A 19198-nucleotide genomic window follows, 5' to 3' on the forward strand; every position below is an offset into this window, starting at 1 on the left:
TTTGACAAGGTTAACGAGTTTAAGCGTCCCTGATACAATTAGGGTGGTCAAAGTAGGTTTTTGTCTCAAAAGTTGTTATTTTTGATTGCGGTTTGTTATAGTAACAAGCAAACCAATGTACACCATCATTTGCATGCTAGCTTCGCATATACATCGCTAGCATGAAATCGTACAGACATCTGACCCGCCCGACATGGATAGGGATATTGACCCAACATGAAATTATTTAGCCTAAAAAAAGACAATAACTCTATAGCCCCGACTAGCGAAGATGCCAATCCATCATCACCGCTGGCTGAAAATCCAACGATAGGCGTGTCAGATAATCCGTTGCAGCTTGATACGACTAATCAGTCGCCGATGCAAGCGACTAACTACCCAGACACATCTTCAAACACATCCCCAGAAACGACAACAATCACAAATACGTTTTCGCTAGATACCATTGATTTAAACCAGTTGGAAGATGAACTACTTCATGGCAAAACCGACTATACGGCAGATAACACAAAAGCGGCTGATACTGTCACGCCCAAAAAGCTGAGTTTTGATGATTTTGACTTGGATGAGCTACCCAGCGCTGTTGAACCCAACAACACTATGACTCTCCAAGACACTGCTAATACAGCGACAGTGTCACAGCCCGTTCCGTCACAGACAACCGATAACGCGCTGATATTTGATATTGATGACCTACCGTTAGCAGCTAAGCCAGACCCAGACCTAAAACTAGGCTTAGAATCAGACCCCTATAGCGCGCAACCACAGCCTATCGCATCACAAAGTAGTGATGAAAGTAATGATAAAAAAATTATCGAGACTAACGAGGCTATCGAAACGACGCCACCCATTGTGTTAACCAAAACAAACCCCGAAATTAAAGCGGTTATCGCCCAGACGCCAAACCCATTTTTAAGACCGCCAAGTCAACCACTAGCGAAACGGACGTTAAAAAAACGCAATCAACTTGGGTTACTAGTGGGTGCAGGGTTGGCACTGACTGCCTTGGTATGGTTTTTTATCGGGCAGTCAAGCGAGCCGAACAAATCCACCGCACAATCACAGACGCAGACCCAAGCACACGCAATAACCAAAACTACAGCGCCTATAATAAAACCACAAGCTAGCGCTAGCTTGCCTGTCGCGTCAACCGTCGCAGTGGATGCTAACTCTAGCTCAGCCCATGCGACCGCAGCACTACCGGCAATCACGCCAGAAGAAATTCTTACGCCGATACTGCCTGAAGATCCGGCGCTTGCCAAAGAAGAGCTGAGTCGATTGTCAGAGCAGAGCGCGCAGCTAAAAGAGCAAGAAACCATGATGCAAGACCAGCTGCGTATGATGAATGAGCTGAGTAGTAAAAAAGAAGAGCGTATCCAGCTGCTAGAACAGCAAGTTGCACAGCTTGAACAGCAAAAAGCCGCCAACAAATAACCACCCACAAATAAAAACCAACAAATAACTGGCAGGTTAAGTAGTGCTGACCCAAATCGATAAAAAAACCTTGTTTCAAGACCGCTATCAAGCACTCATCATGCCCGTCCCGGTGTCAGGTATTTTTCGTCATCGCACCTTACTTAAATACCAATCGCTGTATCCTGAGCATTACACCGTTTACAAGCAAGCTTGTGAGCGTTCGCAGCTGTCACTCGGTGATGTGTTACAGTTTACCCCGCAGCGTGATTTGGCGGGTATGGCAGTCGGTGGGGCGTTGTCAAAGCCACAGTTCATCGTGGATATGGCAATCACAGAATTTGCCGAAAATCCGCCGCATTTTGAGTATATCGTGTCAGCGCTACAAAAACTTGAGCCAGTGTTATTTCATTGGGGGCGGTATGGCGGCATTCGCCGTGTGGCAGTATTGGCAAGTGATGAATTGCTTGTGCCTGATGGCATGGATTTTGTTGACGATATTTTACCGTTGATGGAAAAATACCTTCAGCCTGTTAGTAATTTGAATTTAGTGTTATACAGATAGTATTTTTAATCTAGAAAATTAAAAAGGAGTCGCTCAATGCAAGCTTTATTTAATAGTAAAGGATACCATATAGCAAATTTTAACAACAATCAACTTTATAATACTTTAGGCGATAATATAGGACATTATCTTGATTCTTATCAAATATTTATAGACATGGATGGTAAGTATTTGGGCGAAATATTATATAAAAATCGATTAATTTTTAACAATTCATCACCGTATAAGAGTATAAATTTTGGAATGCATGGAAATTACGGTAGCATCGGAAGTTATGGTAATTATGGAAACTGTGGCTCAATAGGACTTTTGGCAAATTATAGTGATGTAAATTTGTGATAAGTTAGGGTTTAAAGATTTCTAACTTTCGACTATTCCAATAAATTTTGACTAAAACTTTGTAAAAATAAAAAACCGCCTTAACTAAGACGGTTTTGTTGCTTGTAACAGATGATTATTCAGCTGCAGACGTTTCAGAATCAGCAGATTCAGTTGGCGCAAGTGTTTGATCCACGCCTTTCATGGTGAGCTTAATGCGACCACGGTTGTCGATGTCTTGTACCAGTACATTCACCATTTGACCTTCTTTTAGCACATCATTCACATTCTCGATACGCGCATCAGAGATTTGTGAGATATGCACCAGACCGTCAGTGTTAGGTAATACATTGACAAACGCACCAAACTCAACAATACGAGCCACTTTACCTGTATAAGTCTTGCCGACTTCTACTTCTGCCGTAATCGCCTCGATTTTAGCAATCGCGGCTTTGGTCGCTGCTTTGTTTTCACCAAAGATACGAATGGTACCGTTGTCATCAATATCAATCACTGCGCCTGTTTCTTCAGTCAATTGGCGAATGGTTGCACCACCTTTACCAATCACGTCACGGATTTTTTCAGGGTCGATATCAATCACCGCAAAGTTTGGTGCATGGGCATTGATTTCTTTACGGCTGGTTGAAATGACTTCATTCATCGCATTTAAAATATGGATACGACCCGCATGCGCTTGGTGTAGGGCTTTTTCCATAATCTCTGGGGTGATACCTTCAATTTTGATATCCATTTGTAGTGCAGTCACGCCATTGGCAGAGCCCGCGACTTTAAAGTCCATATCACCTAGGTGGTCTTCATCACCCAAGATGTCAGACAGCACGGCAAAACGCTCGCCTTCTTTAACCAGACCCATTGCAATACCAGCAACGGGCGCTTTTAGTGGTACGCCGGCATCCATTAACGCCAGTGATGCGCCACAGACAGATGCCATTGATGATGAACCATTGGATTCGGTGATGTCAGATACGATACGAATCACGTATGGGAAACGGTCACTATCTGGCAGCATGGCTTGTACACCGCGGCGTGCTAGGCGACCATGACCGATTTCACGGCGTTTTGGACCGCTGTCACGACCCGTTTCGCCCACTGAGTAACTTGGGAAGTTATAATGCAGCATGAAGTGGTCTTGTTTGGTGCCCGCAAGGGTGTCAATCATGTTCACATCACGGCTGTTGCCAAGCGTGGTGGTAACGAGCGCTTGTGTTTCACCGCGCGTAAATAGCGCTGAACCATGCGTGTAAGGCAATACGCCTACTTGGATGTCTAAGGCACGTACAGTTTGTAAGTCACGACCATCGATACGGGGTTTGCCAGACAAAATATTGTCACGGACCGTACGGTATTTTAGGGTCTCAAATAGCTCTTTGATTTGTGCCACGTTGTCGGCATAGCCTTCGGCTTCTGCGTCACCGGCTAAGGCTTCAATGGCTTGGTTTTTGATTTCATCAAGGCGAGTATAACGGTTGGCTTTTTCGCTGATGGTATACGCTTCTGAAATCGCTGCAGCAAATTGATTTTGTAGGGTAGTTTGCAAGGCTTCGTTGACGGCAGGAGCAACGAATTGGTTTTTTTGTACGCCAACTTCTTTGGCAAATTCATTAATGGCATCAATCACGACTTGTTGCTGGGCGTGACCGTATAGTACCGCGCCAAGCATTTGGTCTTCTGACAATTCTTTGGCTTCAGATTCTACCATCAATACCGCAGACGATGTACCCGCGACCACCAAATCGAGCGAGCTTTGTTTTAGCGCTTCATGGTTTGGGTTTAGCACATATTCATCATTGATAAAACCGACACGTGCCGCACCAATCGGACCATTGAATGGCGCTGATGAAATTGCCAATGCCGCTGAAGTACCAATCATCGCTGCGATATCAGCATCTTGTTTTTTATCTGACGAAATCACCGTGGCAGTCACTTGGATTTCGTTGAAGTAACCTTCTGGGAACAATGGACGAATCGGGCGGTCAATGAGGCGTGAAGTCAAGGTTTCCATCTCAGATGGGCGACCTTCGCGTTTGCCATAGCCACCTGGGATTTTACCAGCAGCGTACATTTTTTCTTGGTAGTTGACAGTCAATGGAAAAAAGTTTTGACCCGCTTGCGCCTCGTCTTTTACCACAACAGCGACTAGTACAGAGACGCCGCCCATGTGGACGACCACTGAATTAGCTTGGCGTGCGATACGACCCGTTTCTAACGTAACTTGTTGATTACCATATTGGAATTCTTTAGTAATGATATTAAACATAATGCGGTTTTATCCTTTGTGTGATGAAATAGGGCGATTTAAGTTTTAGTAATAGCCCCTAACGTTTGTGTTCGTTTCAAAAAATACAAACGTTAGAAGCAATCTACCAATTCGCTTGATAGCAGCCTTAAATCAGCCTAAGTTAAAAAATATTTTAAAAAAAGTAAGTGTAAAATGCGATTGTGCAGGCACAATGCGTTGTCTATTTTACCTAGTTTTACGGTGAATCACCACCTTTTAACTGCGCTTTAACCACTAATAGCAAACGATGGGTAATAACTAAGCTAACAGCGATGGTAAAAGTGAAAAGAAAATTCGCTAAAAATATTGAACCCATAAAAAAGCGGCTACCCAAAAGCAGCCGCTGATTGAATAAAGCGAATAACGTGCTGATAAATTAGCGACGTAAGCCTAATTCATTGATCAATGCAGTATAACGGTCTGCATCTTTACGTTTTAAGTAATCAAGTAACGTACGGCGTGAGTTAACCATACGAATCAAACCACGACGGCTGTGATGGTCAGCTTTGTGTGCTTTAAAGTGTGGTTGTAAGTCATTGATACGCGCTGTTAATAATGCCACTTGAACTTCTGCAGAACCTGTGTCATTTTCAGAGCGTTGGAATTTTGCGATTACGTCTGCGCGGTCTTGGTTAGTCAACATAATGTTTTCCTAGCTTTTTTAGCATAAAATGAGAAGCCTAATCGGCTATCAGTCGAGTCGATTAGTGTAAAAAAATCAGGATAACCACGCTTCTCAGTAGTTAACCTTCAAAAAGGAGCATTATTTTAGCAAATATTGACCAATAAAAAAACCCTAATTTGCATTAGGGTGTTGAATTTATTAAGGCTTTTAATAGATTCAAGCTTTCAACTTACTGATTGCCTGTAGGCTGTTTGGGTGTTTCGCTATGCAGACGGTCAAGCTGCTCTTGTGGCGCGGTGGTGAGCTTATCAGAAGTCACTTCGTCCGCATCATTAGGCGTAGTATCGGCAACAAACGTCGCGTCAGGCGCTTTCTTTTCCATTTTTTCGATATCTGTCATGATAGTCGGTTGCATGGCAATCTCCTTTTCTTATGCTTATTTAAGCTGATTTAGTCAATGCTTGGTCAATGGCTTCAGCAAAATCTGGAATATCTTCAGGTTGACGACTGGTAATCAAATTACCATCTATCACCACTGATTTGTCTTCAAACTGCGCACCTGCATTTTTTAGGTCTACAGCAATGGTTTTATAAGCGGTTAATTTTTTACCACGAGCAATTTCAGTATCCGCAAAAATCCACGGTGCATGACAAATCGCTGCAACGGGTTTACCCGCATTCATGAACGCTTTTACCATCGCTTGTGCATCGGTATTCGCCCGCAACACATCGGCATTGGCACCACCACCTGGTAACACAATGGCATCATAATCGGCTGCGTTGGCTTCACCAATTAATAAATCAGCGGTAAAGGTGTCGGCAGGGTCAGTATGATTAAGCCCGCGCACTTGTTTTTGGGGTTGTGTGGTGATTAAAGTGGTTTGGTGACCTTTAGCTTTAAGGAGGTCATTGGTTTGGGTATATTCGACTTGTTCAAAGTCGGTATCAAGTAAAATAGCAATCTTAGCCATGGTAATTATCCTATTATTTCATTATTTAAGTTAAAGATAGTTAAAGAAAAAAATTATTGTTGTTATCAATTCATCTGTAAGGTGCGCGCTTTATTTTGAGATTATTATTTGATTTTTATTTTATTAATCACATTTTTATTAATTATATAAGGGTATCTAAATAAACTGCTGCTTGTTCTTTATTAGCAAAGCTTGCTAAGCAAAGAAGCAAATGAATCAACACCACTAAGAATAAAGAAATCGCCGGATAAAAACTGCTAGCAAAGCGTCACGTTTTGTATCAATGGATAAAAAACGTACTCGCTTTGTGACATCACACCGCTCATTGAGCAAATTATGTGAATACAGCAAAAAATTAGCAAGATGGTAGGTTTACTGACTTATCGTGACTAATTTAAATTGACCAGCTTCATCGGTTGTAAACGACCATTGGGTTCAAGTAGTCCCGTGCCTAAAAATCGCTGTTGGGGGTCAAACAAGCGAAACGTTTGATTGGCGGTTAAGTTAAGCTGCTGAGTTAACATCGTCGCCTTGACGTTTAAGCGTTGACCCTGTCGGATGCGCTTTGATTGGCTATCGTCTAATACTAAGCTTGGTAGTGAGTGAACGCAGGCATCCACCGCTAATAGCTTATCAAACCGCGCTACAAAATCGAGCGCTGCAAAATCGGCTAATGGGATGGCATTAGCAATCTCAAAATCACCCGTCTGTATACGCCTAAGCGCTGTCAGATGTCCTAGCGTACCTAGTGCTTTGGCAATATCTTCAGCTAGCACGCGCACATAAGTTCCTTTGGAGCAAGTGACGGTTAATTGCAATTGTTGATCGGATAAGGGAGTGAGTGACAGCTCATAAATGGTGAGAGGACGTGCTGCTCGCTCCACTTCAACACCTTCACGCGCCAGTTCATACAGTTTTTTGCCGTCTTTTTTGAGCGCGGAGTACATGGGCGGAACCTGCATTATCTCACCCAAAAATTGCGCAGTGACGCTTTGTAACATCGCTTGTGTCACATGCGATACAGGGCTCGTGGCAATTATCTCACCCTCAGCATCCCCGGTATCGGTTTGCTCGCCAAGTTTGATAATGGCTTGATAAGATTTGATGGCATCGAGTTGGTAATGGCTAAACTTGGTCGCTTCTCCCAAACAAATCGGCAGCAACCCTGTTGCCATTGGGTCAAGGGTACCGGTATGACCCGCTTTTTTACTGTCGTGCACATCAGATTTGAGCAAGTATTTGATTTTTGATACCACTTGCTGGGAGGTCATCCCTTGCGGTTTGTCAATCAGTAAAACACCAGAGACGATGGATTTGGCTGTTTTTGGTTGGGTCATCATGTTATGGATTTATCAATTCATTAAAAGTCGGTTCGAATCAGCTGCGAGTAATCTGCTGCGCTAATAGGGTGGGTGACAGAATACGGCTTTGATTTAGGGTTAATGTGTGCGAGTTGTTGCCACTGCTGCAAGCTATAGCGGTTATCAATCAATTGCTGGTCATACAGATAACTGGGAATATAGCCTGATAATAAGATACGATAATCAAATGGCAAAGGTTGGATATCATCAATGAGCTCATAAATTGCCGTGGTACAGTTATTTACCAATGAATTATACCATGCCGGCTGCGTTTTTAAGGACTTGGCTTTCGCTAGATACGCAAGCAGCAGCGCTTGAATATGGTCTTTTGGCATATTAATGGGATAAATATAAACATCTTCATGACGGATATTACTACGGGTATAAATAATATCTTTTTCATCCGCAGCGATAATCACCAATTCAAACTTGCGAAAAAATCCACCCAGCGTACTAAATTGTTCATTGACTTCTTTGCGAATCTCGATAGATAACGCAAGCTGCTTTCCATCACTAAACCCAAAACTCACTAGCGTATGGGCAATGGCATCGCCCATCCAATAAGAGGCTATAAAATCAACCGTTTGCAGTTTTGCCAAGTCGTATTGCCTAGTTTCCCAGCGCGGCTGAAAATGGGTTGTATCTTGCCAATCAAAATTTCTAACATTGCTAATGGTGAGTGTGTTGCCATCACTGTCAAGCCGATAGTCTAACATTTGGGCAACTTCAGGGTTCCAATCCCGCTCATTGCTAGCTGACATCGAAAAAAAGCATACAATGGCAATCGCCACCACCGCAAAAAAAATCAATAATAAAGACTGGTGAGAAAGTAGGGATGAAAATAGGGTCGGTTTGATGATACTGACCAAAACAGCGAGGGTAAAAAGTGCCCATACGCTAACCAGGGCCAGACTGACATATCTGCCTAAGGGCTGATGCGTCCACACGAACACCCCGACCCACAGGCTTGAGAAAATAATGATGATAAACTTAATGATACCCCAAAGTAACTGCATTCAACATCCCTGTTAATGGCTCAAAGTGACAAATAGGCTCGTCATAGCCTACAACGCATCAGTCGTCTGATGGCTGACCTTCGCTACTTTGTACGGCTTTAGAAATGAGGTTCATCATATAGTTAGCGTTAGCGGTCACTTCATCATAGTGAAAACGTAGACGTGGGGTAGTGCGAGTTTTTAACAAATGACTGAGCTCAGTACGCAAAAAACCTGATGCTTTGTTCAGCACTTCTAAGCTCTCGGTATGATAATCTTTTGCCATGGCATCATCCATCGACTTTTCCATGATGGTGACATAAATATCAGCATAACCCAAATCTGGGCTGATTTTGACACTAGAAATGGTCACAAACCCAGTCAAGCGTGGGTCGTTAATCTCGTCACGAATCAAAACCGCTAGGTCGCGCTGAATTTGATCGGCAAGACGTTGTAAACGTTGATTCATTGGTAATCCTTTTTATAGTAAAAAAAGGTCTAATTAACCTAGATTAATTAGACCTCTGGAAAGGTTGCTAATAGCAAGCTGGCAGTATTAGGTTGTCAGCTTAGCTTATAAGGTACGTTTGACTTCATGAATTTCGAAGACTTCAATCTTATCGCCTTCTTTTACTTCATAACCTTTCACCGCTAAACCACACTCCATACCAGCGCGCACCTCATTAACATCCTCTTTAAAGCGACGTAATGATTGTAATTGACCAGTGAAAATAACTTGGTCATCACGCAATACCCGAATTGGCTTGTTACGGATAATATTTCCTTCCGTCACCATACAACCGGCTGCATAACCAAAGCGACTAGAGTGGAAGACTTCACGTACTTCTGCGATACCCAAGATTTGCTCACGATGTTCTGGCGCAAGTAAACCGCTCATTGCTGCCTTCACATCATCAATCAACCCATAGATAACACTATAGTAGCGAATATCTAAGCCTGCTTCATCCGCTTTGCGTTTGGCAGCGTTATCAGCACGAACGTTGAAGCCTAATAATACCGCTTCACTTGATTCAGCGAGTACCACATCCGATTCGGTGATTGGACCGACACCCGATGAGATAACTTTGACTTTAACTTCATCCGTAGATAATTCATCAAGCGCGGTTAACAAGGCTTCTAGTGAACCTCGAACGTCAGTTTTAAGAATCAAATTAACGGAAGGCAGTTTGGCATCGCTCATTTGGTCAAACAAGTTTTCTAAGCGTGATTTGGCTTGACGTTCAAGCACTTTTTCACGCTCACGAACCGTGCGATATTCTGCAACTTCGCGGGCACGTTTCTCATCTGAAACCACCATAAACTCGCTACCCGCCGCTGGCGTATCAGGCAGACCTAAGATTTCAACAGGAATTGAAGGACCCGCTGAGGTGATTTTTTGACCGTTTTCATCGGTCATAGCACGGACGCGACCATAATATTCGCCAGCAAGTACCAAGTCACCTTGATTTAAAGTACCTTGTTTAACCAGCAAGCTAACCACTGCACCGCGACCCTTTTCAAGACGTGATTCAATCACCACACCTTGCGCTGCACCGTCAGTAGCAACTTCAAGTTCCATCACTTCTGCTTGTAGGTTAATCACTTCAAGCAACTCATCGATACCTTGACCTGTTAACGCAGAGACTTTGACTACCGGTGTGTCACCGCCCCATTCTTCAGGAACGACTTCTTTGGTGGTCAATTCGTTGAGAACGCGGTCTGGATCGGCACTGTCTTTATCCATCTTGTTGATAGCCACGATAATCGGGGTACCCGCTGCACGCGCATGGTCAATCGCTTCAGCCGTCTGCGGCATCATACCGTCATCGGCTGCAACCACTAATACCACGATATCCGTCGCTTTGGCACCACGAGAACGCATCGCGGTAAATGCGGCGTGACCTGGGGTGTCTAAGAAAGTAATAACGCCTTGGTCAGTCTGCACATGATAAGCACCGATATGCTGAGTAATACCACCTGCCTCGCCTGATGCCACTTTACTAGAACGGATCTTATCGAGCAGTGACGTTTTACCGTGGTCAACGTGACCCATAATAGTAACCACAGGCGGACGCGCTTGGACGTTGCTACTTTTCTCGCCAACCGCCTCACGTAATGAATCTTCAACTTGCGTTGAACTCACAAGCACTGGGTTATGACCCATTTCTTCCACAAGTAGGGCAGCGGTCTCTTGGTCGATAGATTCGTTTTCACGGACCAACTCGCCCATTTTCATTAACATTTTGACGACTTCGCGTACTTTGATTGCCATTTTTTGGGCAAGTTCAGATACCACGATGGTCTCACCGATTTCAACGTTATGCACGATTTTCTCAACCGGTTTCTCAAATTTATGTCTATTGGCCTGCGATGATTTTAAGCCGCGACCACGATTCTTAATCTCTTGCTCACCTTCATCGTCACGGCGACGACGACGGTTTTTGTTCGCAGTGCTTGCGGTTCCGCGTTTGATTTCACGGCGTTCTTGTTCAAATGAATCTTCAAGCGCTGCGCCCACCAAACCTTCTGCCAATGGTTCATCTTTTTTGACAACCATCGTAGTTTCAGTATCGGTTTCGCTGTATTTACTTGCCATTTGACGCATTTGCTCAAGGGTACGCTGCTGAGCTTCTTCAGCGGCTTTACGGCGATTTTCTGATTCGATTTGACGTAAGCGTTCTTCTTCTGCTTCACGCGCTTTGCGTTCACTATCCGATTCTTTTTTCGGTGCAGGTTTTTTGTCAGCTTTTTTGACTTCGATTGCAGCGGTTTTGTTGCCTTTTTTCACTACCACACTGGTGGTTGTGTGCTCTTTGGCAGCTTGACTACCGCCACCTAAGTTAGCACGCATTGCTGCAAGGGTAGCTTGTTGACGCGCTTCAGCGGCTTGTTTGGCTTTGTCTTTTTCAGCTTGTTCTTGAGCGGCTTTTTCTTTTGCCAAACGCGCTTTTTCTTCAGCGTCTTTCGTCGCTGCTTCACGAGACGCTAGCTCTTCAGCAATTTTATTGGGATTTGGCTTATCAAATACCATTTTTTTGCGTACTTCAACATTGACACTTTTGGCTTTACCAGAAGTGCCTGTCACACGCGCAGTAGAAGTAGTTTTGCTTTTTAAGCTAATGCGAGGTTTGTCATTTTGACCATGACTTTGTTGTAAAAAGCTGACCAGTTTTTGTTGTTCGCTATCGGTGACGATGTCATTGTCACCGCGCGCAGACAGCCCTGCCTTGACCAGTTGATTATTAATTGCTTCAACGGTCTTTGTGGTCATTGCTGCAAGTTCTTTTACGGTTTTATCTGCCATTCATACACCTTTTTTAATTAAACCATGATTCACGGGCTTTCATAATAAGCTCACCTGCGGTCTTTTCATCAAGACCTTCGATATCTTGGATATCAAAGATGGCTTGTTCGGCAAGGTCGTCGACGGTGATGACATCACGTTCGGCAAGCTTGTAGGCCCATGCTTGAGTCATGCCTTCAAGGTTTAGAAGCTCTTGGCTTGGCTCTTTAATATTTTGTTGTTTGACCAATTCATCGGCAATCACCGCTTCTTTGGCACGTTCTTGGATTGCGTCGATGGCGTCATCATCTAGCCCATCAATGTCATAGAAAGTCTCAGCAGGGACATACGCAACTTCTTCAAGTGAGGTAAATCCAATATCCACCAAGGCTTGTGCCAAATCTTCATCGACTTCAAGACGTGTGTAGAATAGGTCGCGATACACTTTGGTTTCTGTTTCTTGTTGAGCATTGTACTCGTCTTCTAGCATCATGTTAAGACGATAGCCTGTTAATTCTGATGCAAGGCGCACGTTTTGACCTTGTGAGCCAATCGCACGGGCTAACTGATCGTTAGTGGCAAAGATGATATCTGCGGTTTTGGTATCTTCATCAAGAATAATACGATCAACATCGGCAGGTTCCAAAGCGCTAATAATGTACTGCACTGCATCATCCGACCATACCACGACGTCGATACGCTCGCCTTCAAGCTCTTGTTGAACGGCTTGAATACGGGTGCCACGCATACCAATACAAGCACCAACAGGGTCGATACGATGGTCATTGGTCTTCACTGAAATCTTAGCACGTAAGCCAGGTTGACGCGCAACATCACGAATTTCAATGATTTGCTCAGCAATTTCTGGTACTTCTTTTTGCATCAGTGCCGTCAGCATTTGTGGTGAGGTACGAGACAATACGAGCTGAGCACCACGGTTATCACGATTGACTTGTTCTAAAATCGCATTGATACGACCTTTGATGCGTAACTGCTCACGCGGCAACATTTTATCGCGTGGTAGATAGCCTTCTACATTATCGCCCAAATCAATAATATAACCATCGCGCGCCGGTTTTTTGACTTCACCCGTAATCATCTCGCCGATACGATGTTCAAACGCATCTGCGACCAGTGAGCGTTCAGCTTCACGGATTTTTTGAATGATGACTTGTTTGGCTTGGGTAGCGGCAATACGACCAAATTCAATGGACTCGATTTGTTCTTCTTTGACGTCGCCGATTTTCCACTCGTTTTCATCCAAATCGCTAATCGCTAGCTGACAGGCAGGCATTTCATGATCTTCATCTGCCACTACTGTCCAATAACGGTAAGTATCATAGTCACCTGTTTTGCGATTGATATGCACGCGAACGGCAACTTCAGGCTGCTCACTATAAACTTTCTTTTTGGTCGATACCACCAAGGCTTGCTCAATCGCTTCAAAAATATCTTCAGGATTTAAGCCTTTTTCATTACTGACGGTTTCAACGACCGTTAAAATTTCTCGATTCATGTAATCACCTATAATTTAAGTCATTCTAGACTTTATTCTTTAAAATCTTGCTTTTAGCTAGAAAAAAGTTAGCTAGAAGACATAGCGTAAAAAAGGCGTTAACCCCAAATTTAAAAGCTAAAATTGGTAGACCAAATTGGCTTTATCAATATTATCAAGCTCGATGGCTAAAAGTTGGTCATTGACTTGATCATTTTCGGTTTTGACCGTCAACTGGCGCTCGTCAATATTGACCAATTCGCCTGTTACTTTACGGCGCTTATCACTACCTTGTCCAATCGCATGAATCAATCGTAAGCTGATGGTTTGCCCCACATAGTCATGCAGCTGCTCAGCAGAAAAAAACGCGCGGTCTAAACCGGGTGAAGACACCTCAAGTAGATATTCGCCTGCAATCGGGTCGTGCAAGTCCAACACACCACCGACTTGGTGGGTAACCGCAGCACAGTCTTCAATAGTGACTTGTTTGCCTTCGGCACGGTCTTCAGGTAGGGCTTCAATATAAATACGAAGAAGAGAGCGTCGACCTTGTGGTACAAATTCAATACCCCACAAGCTCACATCACAGGCAGTTACTGCTGGCTCAATGATCTGGGTCAGTTCAGCAACTTTCGTTGATAGTTTCATGATATCCTTTAGAGTTGATTATTAACATCTTTGTTGATTTTAAAAGCTAATTTTAAAAATTGGCACATTACTAAAACGCAACCGCTAATTTAGCAAAACTTAAGTTTTTTCGAAACCAACAGATACAAAAAAACCCACAAACTAATTGGTGGGCTTTTAAATCAATAAAAGTGTGTCTAAATTGATTTTTCTAGTAATGATAACAAAGCAATGCTACTAGAAAAGTGGTAGCGGGGGCTGGATTTGAACCAACGACCTTCGGGTTATGAGCCCGACGAGCTACCAGACTGCTCCACCCCGCAACAATTTAGAGAACGTATTATAGAGTGAGATATTAACCTTGTCAACAGTTATTTAAAATTAATTTAGTTGGTGCGAATGGAGGGACTCGAACCCTCACACCTTGCGGCACTACCACCTCAAGGTAGCGTGTCTACCAATTCCACCACAATCGCAAAAAACCAAACTACTTTAACCAAGCTGTTTTTAAATAACAACACTCTAAAATAGACGCTGTATTCTAGGTCAAAACTACCAATAACGCAACATTTTTTTAATAACTTATTTGGCAGGTGTGGGCGTAGGGCTTGCCGCAGTATTAGTCGCTAGGCTGGTATCAAGGGTACGACTAGATAGCGATTGCTGTTTAGCAAATACTGCCAGTGTCATACTGGTGATAAAGAAGATTGCTGTTAAAACCGCCGTCAAGCGCGTCAAGAAATTGGCAGATCCAGACGCACCAAATACGGTCGCCGAACCACCTGCACCAAATGACGCGCCGGCATCGGCACCTTTGCCATGTTGAACTAAAATCAGACCAATCATTGAAATCGCGACAATGATATGAACCACTAAAATTGCATTATACATACTTATCTCTACAAAACTTGATAGCACTGATGCCCAACAAGAACGCTGTCAGTGGCAAAAGTAAGAAATTTTAAATGGGTGACATTTTACCTTAAATCTGGGCAAATGCTTGAATAATTTGTGTAAAGCCAGTCGCGTCAAGTGATGCTCCGCCTACCAACACCCCATTTACATTTGGGCATTGGGCGATTTCTGCCGCATTATCCGCTTTCACGCTGCCGCCGTACAATATCGGTGTGGTCGCTAAAGAGGCATCGATGTCCGTTAAGGTGGTGTTGATAAAAGCATGAATATTTTGTACTTCTTGTATCGTTGGGATTTTACCTGTACCAATCGCCCAAACGGGTTCATAAGCAATAATCAATCGCGATGCTAAGTTACCCAATTGGGCGTTTTCAGATTGGCTGTTAGCAAATTCGGCAGCTAGTTGTTTAACTACCATTAATTGTGCTGCTAGCACATCTTGGGTCTGATTTTGCTCATACTGGGCTTGTGTTTCACCGATACAAAAAACAACGGTTAAATCGTGTGCAAAGGCATGGCGAATTTTTTGGATTAAACAAGCGTCATCTTCATTAAAATATTGACGGCGTTCTGAATGTCCGACTAAGACATAATTTACCTGAGCGTCCTTGAGCTGAGCACCCGAAACTTCCCCAGTAAACGCGCCTTTATCGGCGTGGTGTGCACATAAGTTTTGCGCAGCTAGTCCGATGTTCAATGACCCATGTTGGATGGCTTGTTGCGTGGTCGATAAATGCATAAAACTCGGGGCGACAACCACGTTACAGCTTTGCAGTGCATCTGCAGGTATCTGCTGCTGCAAATCGGTCATGAGGGCTGTGACAGTCAGCTGTGTGCTAGGATTCATTTTCCAATTAGCAATCACCCAAGAATTCTGCCAATTTGCTACATAATCAGATGCTTTCATAATGTCCCTGTCAATTGAGGTAAATGGTTATCTATGAATTTGCAAAGTATAAATGTCAAGATAACATTAAAATATAAGTAACGCTATTTAACATATCATGATGTAAAACATCACCATTTAAAGATATCAAGATATGAAAATAGGAGTATTTAGAATACCAAGTGTAAATATCAGGCGTAAAATGGTAGGTATTATATAAGCAATTGCCGCGATTTGCCGAATAAATTATTCGGTTACACAAGTGCGGTGTTTAAAGAAGGAATAAAGTATAAAACAGTTTTATGAAGGTTAATGGATAGGGATAAAATGCGATAAAAAATTATTTATCGTTGAATTCACGGATTTGTCGAGAATGATTTGTTAATATATAAATGAATAGTTTACACTAACAAACATTAGCCCATTTGAATAAATATTGAGTAAACGAGAAAAACGATGGCGGCATCACTTCCTGGTTTTGGTGGCATTGCGTCGCGATTAGTGCATGAAGGACTAATTAGCGAAGCGACAATGCAAAAAGTATTGGCAGAATCGCAGCAACAAAAAACAAATTTAATCGCCTATGTGGTTGATAATAAGCTTGCGCAAGCTGACGCGGTAGCATGGGTGATTTCGCGAGAATTTGGCGATCCTCTCATTGATTTGGATGCCATCAATGTCAACTATATTCCAAAAGAAGCGGTTGATGAAAAAATTATTCGCGAATTTAATATTCTGCCGATTTTCCAACGAGGTAGCCGCTTGTTTGTTGCCATGAGCGACCCGACGCGGGTAGATGCTTTAGACGCGCTGCGATTTGGTACAAGGTTTACTGTAGAAACAGTGGTTGCCGAACACCACAAAATTAAATCACTCATCGAAAAAATCTTTGCTACCAGCAATTTAGCTGATTTTGATGATATGGAAGCGGTGGAGTTTGATGAAACCCGTGCCGATGACGACAATAGTGCCACCAGTCATTTAGATGTCAATGATGAAGCGCCTGTCGTCAAGTTCGTTAATGGGATGCTCATTAAAGCCATTACCATGGGCGCCTCAGACTTACACTTTGAACCCTATGAAAAATCTTATCGCGTGCGTTTTCGTATTGATGGGGTGTTACAAAAAATGGCAAACCCACCGACGCAGCTAGCGGGTAAAATTGCTGCCCGCCTGAAAGTCATGTCACAAATGGACATCTCTGAACGCCGCGTGCCCCAAGATGGTCGTATCAAGTTAAAAATTTCCAAGGATAAGGCGATTGATTTTCGTGTTAACTCACTGCCAACCTTATTTGGTGAAAAAATCGTATTGCGTATTTTAGACCCATCATCAGCGATGCTAGGTATTGATGCACTCGGCTATGAACCGGACCAAAAGCAGCTATTTATGGATGCGCTGGCAAAACCGCAAGGGATGTTATTGATTACCGGCCCTACTGGTTCGGGCAAAACCGTCTCGTTGTACACGGGTCTTAATATCTTAAACACAGTTGAGACCAATATCTCCACCGCAGAAGATCCCGTTGAAATTAACCTTGAAGGCATTAATCAGGTCAATGTGAACAACAAAGTTGGCTTGACCTTTGCCAGTGCGCTCAAATCATTCTTGCGTCAAGACCCTGATATTGTGATGGTCGGTGAGATTCGTGACTTGGAAACCGCTGAAATTGCTGTCAAAGCTGCACAAACAGGGCATATGGTGCTGTCAACCTTGCATACAAACTCAGCGCCAGAAACCTTAACGCGTCTGCGTAATATGGGTGTGGCATCTTTTAACATTGCCACCTCAGTCAATTTGGTAATCGCACAGCGCTTAGCCCGTCGCCTGTGTAAATCCTGCAAAAAACCGACAGATGTACCAAAAAATAGCTTGCTTGAAATGGGTTTTACGGAAGAAGATTTGGCAGATACCAGCAATGTCATTTATGAGCCCGTTGGCTGTTCTGAATGCCGCGATGGCTATAAAGGACGTGTTGGTATTTATGAAGTGATGAAAGTAACACCAGAGATTGCCCGAATTATTATGGAAGACGGCAACGCTATTGAGATTAAAGACGCGGCCTTAAAGCAAGGGTTTAGGGATTTAAGGCGCTCTGGCATTTTAAAGGTCCTACAAGGCACGACCAGTATCCAAGAGATGTATCGTGTTACTAGCGAATAGTGCGTTTTTTATCCGTCTTTATTGAAGATTAGTTGAGATATTAAGGGGTTAAGGGTATGGCAAAAGTCCAAACAGAAATGTTATTAGACTTTGTCTATGACGGGGTCAATCGCCGTGGCGAAAAAGTCAAAGGTGAAACCACCAGCCGCAATATTGAGCTGGCAAAAGCGCAACTACGCAAGCAAGGCATCAAAGTCAAGACGATTAAGAAAAAACCCAAGCCTATTTTTCAAATGAAAAAAAGCATCAAGGCAATTGATATTGCTATCTTTGTGCGACAGTTGGCTACGATGATGAAAGCGGGCGTCCCCCTTACTCAGTCGTTTGAAATCGTTGCAGATGCGCTCGATAACCCCTCAATGAAAGAATTGGTGCTTAGTGTCAAGTCAGAAGTGGAATCAGGTAGCACCTTTGCTGCAGCGCTGCGCAAACATCCTAGATATTTTGATGACCTGTTTTGTTCCTTAGTAGAGGCAGGTGAGCAATCAGGTGCGCTTGAAACAATGCTTGAGCGTGTCGCGACGTACAAAGAAAAAAGCGAGCTACTAAAAGCAAAAATTAAAAAAGCCTTGAAATACCCGATTGCGGTTATCGTGGTTGCGATTATCGTTACCATTATTTTGCTGGTCAAAGTGGTACCGGTATTTGCTGATTTATTCAATTCATTTGGTGCAGAGTTACCCGCGTTTACCCGGATGGTCGTCAGTATGTCCGAGTGGATGCAAAAATGGTGGTGGTTATTGCTATTTAGCATTGCAGGCGCTGTTGTTGGCTTTTCTGAAGCTAAAAAACGTAGCAAGCCCTTTAATGATTTTTTAGACCGACTTACCTTAAAATTACCAATCTTTGGCAATATTGCTTATCAAGCGGTGGTTGCCCGTTTTTCCCGCACTTTATCTACCACTTTTGCGGCAGGTGTGCCGCTGATTGATGCGTTAGATTCAACCGCTGGGGCAACCAACAATGTGGTGTTTTATAATGCCACGCAAAAAATTAAAGGCGATGTTGCGACGGGTCAACAGCTGCAGTTTTCGATGCGTTCTACCAATCTTTTTCCGAGTATGGCTATTCAAATGGTCGGTATTGGTGAAGAGTCAGGTAGTCTAGAGGAGATGCTTGATAAAGTGGCGACTTATTATGAAAACGAAGTGGATAACGCCGTAGATGGGTTAACAAGTCTGATGGAACCGATGATTATGGCTATTTTGGGGGTACTAGTAGGGGGTCTGGTGATTGCCATGTATCTACCAATTTTCCAAATGGGCTCGGTGGTGGGCTAGAT

The 19198-nt window shown here is 43.4% G+C and carries 17 protein-coding genes and 2 tRNA genes; 5 read left to right on the forward strand and 14 right to left on the reverse strand.

The genetic code is table 11. The annotated features are described in order from the left end of the window. The first annotated feature begins 216 nt into the window (after window positions 1–216). From RTJ53_RS05335 to RTJ53_RS05345, 3 genes are read left to right on the forward strand one after another with little or no spacing between them, the layout of a single operon-like run. Window positions 217–1434, forward strand: a complete 1218-nt coding sequence (locus RTJ53_RS05335; protein ID WP_312276159.1) for a hypothetical protein — start codon at window positions 217–219, stop codon at window positions 1432–1434. A 43-nt stretch (window positions 1435–1477) separates the two neighbouring features. Next, window positions 1478–1978, forward strand: coding sequence for a hypothetical protein (locus tag RTJ53_RS05340; RefSeq protein WP_312276160.1), 501 nt, complete (start codon window positions 1478–1480; stop codon window positions 1976–1978). 36 nt (window positions 1979–2014) lie between these two features. Continuing rightward, window positions 2015–2317, forward strand: a complete 303-nt coding sequence (locus RTJ53_RS05345; RefSeq protein WP_312276161.1) for a hypothetical protein — start codon at window positions 2015–2017, stop codon at window positions 2315–2317. Window positions 2318–2432: 115 nt separating this feature from the next. Here the strand turns inward: RTJ53_RS05345 and pnp are convergent, their stop codons facing one another. From pnp to tpiA, 14 genes are all read right to left on the reverse strand, one after another. Continuing rightward, window positions 2433–4574, reverse strand: coding sequence for a polyribonucleotide nucleotidyltransferase (gene pnp, locus RTJ53_RS05350; protein WP_312276162.1), 2142 nt, complete (start codon window positions 4572–4574; stop codon window positions 2433–2435). Between the two features lie 397 nt (window positions 4575–4971). Next, entirely contained in the window at window positions 4972–5241 is a 270-nt protein-coding gene (rpsO, locus tag RTJ53_RS05355; RefSeq protein WP_219331997.1) for a 30S ribosomal protein S15, read from the reverse strand. Between the two features lie 208 nt (window positions 5242–5449). Beyond that, window positions 5450–5635 (reverse strand): hypothetical protein, encoded by a 186-nt coding sequence (locus tag RTJ53_RS05360; RefSeq protein WP_312276163.1) that lies wholly within the window; start codon window positions 5633–5635, stop codon window positions 5450–5452. Window positions 5636–5660: 25 nt separating this feature from the next. Next, on the reverse strand, window positions 5661–6191 hold the full coding sequence (locus tag RTJ53_RS05365) for a type 1 glutamine amidotransferase domain-containing protein (protein ID WP_312276164.1): 531 nt from the start codon (window positions 6189–6191) through the stop codon (window positions 5661–5663). 389 nt (window positions 6192–6580) lie between these two features. Continuing rightward, a complete protein-coding gene (truB, locus tag RTJ53_RS05370) occupies window positions 6581–7531 on the reverse strand; it encodes a tRNA pseudouridine(55) synthase TruB (protein WP_312276165.1) in 951 nt (316 codons plus the stop codon). 20 nt (window positions 7532–7551) lie between these two features. After that, window positions 7552–8568, reverse strand: a complete 1017-nt coding sequence (locus tag RTJ53_RS05375; RefSeq protein ID WP_312276166.1) for an Lnb N-terminal periplasmic domain-containing protein — start codon at window positions 8566–8568, stop codon at window positions 7552–7554. 58 nt (window positions 8569–8626) lie between these two features. Continuing rightward, on the reverse strand, window positions 8627–9016 hold the full coding sequence (locus RTJ53_RS05380; RefSeq protein ID WP_007115084.1) for a ribosome-binding factor A: 390 nt from the start codon (window positions 9014–9016) through the stop codon (window positions 8627–8629). A 105-nt stretch (window positions 9017–9121) separates the two neighbouring features. Beyond that, window positions 9122–11851 (reverse strand): translation initiation factor IF-2, encoded by a 2730-nt coding sequence (gene infB / locus RTJ53_RS05385; protein WP_312276167.1) that lies wholly within the window; start codon window positions 11849–11851, stop codon window positions 9122–9124. A 13-nt stretch (window positions 11852–11864) separates the two neighbouring features. After that, the gene (nusA, locus tag RTJ53_RS05390; RefSeq protein ID WP_312276168.1) at window positions 11865–13346 is read right to left on the reverse strand and encodes a transcription termination factor NusA; all 1482 of its coding nucleotides are present in this window, start codon (window positions 13344–13346) and stop codon (window positions 11865–11867) included. A 117-nt stretch (window positions 13347–13463) separates the two neighbouring features. Beyond that, on the reverse strand, window positions 13464–13973 hold the full coding sequence (rimP, locus tag RTJ53_RS05395; protein WP_007115081.1) for a ribosome maturation factor RimP: 510 nt from the start codon (window positions 13971–13973) through the stop codon (window positions 13464–13466). 225 nt (window positions 13974–14198) lie between these two features. After that, window positions 14199–14275, reverse strand: a tRNA-Met gene (locus tag RTJ53_RS05400). A gap of 68 nt (window positions 14276–14343) precedes the next feature. After that, window positions 14344–14428, reverse strand: a tRNA-Leu gene (locus RTJ53_RS05405). 106 nt (window positions 14429–14534) lie between these two features. Then, window positions 14535–14843 carry a preprotein translocase subunit SecG gene (gene secG, locus RTJ53_RS05410; RefSeq protein WP_312276169.1) on the reverse strand — a complete coding sequence of 103 codons (309 nt, stop codon included), beginning with the start codon at window positions 14841–14843 and terminating at the stop codon, window positions 14535–14537. A 91-nt stretch (window positions 14844–14934) separates the two neighbouring features. Continuing rightward, window positions 14935–15774, reverse strand: a complete 840-nt coding sequence (gene tpiA / locus RTJ53_RS05415; protein WP_312276170.1) for a triose-phosphate isomerase — start codon at window positions 15772–15774, stop codon at window positions 14935–14937. Between the two features lie 435 nt (window positions 15775–16209). Between tpiA and pilB the strand changes: the two genes are divergently transcribed. Beyond that, window positions 16210–17916: a type IV-A pilus assembly ATPase PilB gene (gene pilB, locus RTJ53_RS05420; RefSeq protein ID WP_312276171.1), complete on the forward strand. Its 1707-nt coding sequence runs from the start codon at window positions 16210–16212 to the stop codon at window positions 17914–17916. Between the two features lie 56 nt (window positions 17917–17972). Then, window positions 17973–19196 (forward strand): type II secretion system F family protein, encoded by a 1224-nt coding sequence (locus tag RTJ53_RS05425; protein ID WP_160001006.1) that lies wholly within the window; start codon window positions 17973–17975, stop codon window positions 19194–19196. Window positions 19197–19198 lie beyond the last annotated feature (2 nt).

Origin of the sequence: Moraxella sp. CTOTU46711, from assembly GCF_031975715.1 — a bacterium.
Classification (GTDB): Bacteria; Pseudomonadota; Gammaproteobacteria; order Pseudomonadales; family Moraxellaceae; genus Faucicola.

Bases quoted from the DNA above. Each gene is read 5' to 3' on its own strand.
- tpiA (WP_312276170.1), bottom strand. From the start codon at position 15,774: ATGAAAGCATCTGATTATGTAGCAAATTGGCAGAATTCTTGGGTGATT.
- RTJ53_RS05425 (WP_160001006.1), top strand. From the start codon at position 17,973: ATGGCAAAAGTCCAAACAGAAATGTTATTAGACTTTGTCTATGACGGG.
- pnp (WP_312276162.1), bottom strand. From the start codon at position 4,574: ATGTTTAATATCATTACTAAAGAATTCCAATATGGTAATCAACAAGTT.
- pilB (WP_312276171.1), top strand. From the start codon at position 16,210: ATGGCGGCATCACTTCCTGGTTTTGGTGGCATTGCGTCGCGATTAGTG.
- RTJ53_RS05365 (WP_312276164.1), bottom strand. From the start codon at position 6,191: ATGGCTAAGATTGCTATTTTACTTGATACCGACTTTGAACAAGTCGAA.
- RTJ53_RS05360 (WP_312276163.1), bottom strand. From the start codon at position 5,635: ATGCAACCGACTATCATGACAGATATCGAAAAAATGGAAAAGAAAGCG.
- truB (WP_312276165.1), bottom strand. From the start codon at position 7,531: ATGATGACCCAACCAAAAACAGCCAAATCCATCGTCTCTGGTGTTTTA.
- infB (WP_312276167.1), bottom strand. From the start codon at position 11,851: ATGGCAGATAAAACCGTAAAAGAACTTGCAGCAATGACCACAAAGACC.
- RTJ53_RS05335 (WP_312276159.1), top strand. From the start codon at position 217: ATGAAATTATTTAGCCTAAAAAAAGACAATAACTCTATAGCCCCGACT.
- nusA (WP_312276168.1), bottom strand. From the start codon at position 13,346: ATGAATCGAGAAATTTTAACGGTCGTTGAAACCGTCAGTAATGAAAAA.
- rimP (WP_007115081.1), bottom strand. From the start codon at position 13,973: ATGAAACTATCAACGAAAGTTGCTGAACTGACCCAGATCATTGAGCCA.
- RTJ53_RS05375 (WP_312276166.1), bottom strand. From the start codon at position 8,568: ATGCAGTTACTTTGGGGTATCATTAAGTTTATCATCATTATTTTCTCA.
- RTJ53_RS05380 (WP_007115084.1), bottom strand. From the start codon at position 9,016: ATGAATCAACGTTTACAACGTCTTGCCGATCAAATTCAGCGCGACCTA.
- RTJ53_RS05345 (WP_312276161.1), top strand. From the start codon at position 2,015: ATGCAAGCTTTATTTAATAGTAAAGGATACCATATAGCAAATTTTAAC.
- secG (WP_312276169.1), bottom strand. From the start codon at position 14,843: ATGTATAATGCAATTTTAGTGGTTCATATCATTGTCGCGATTTCAATG.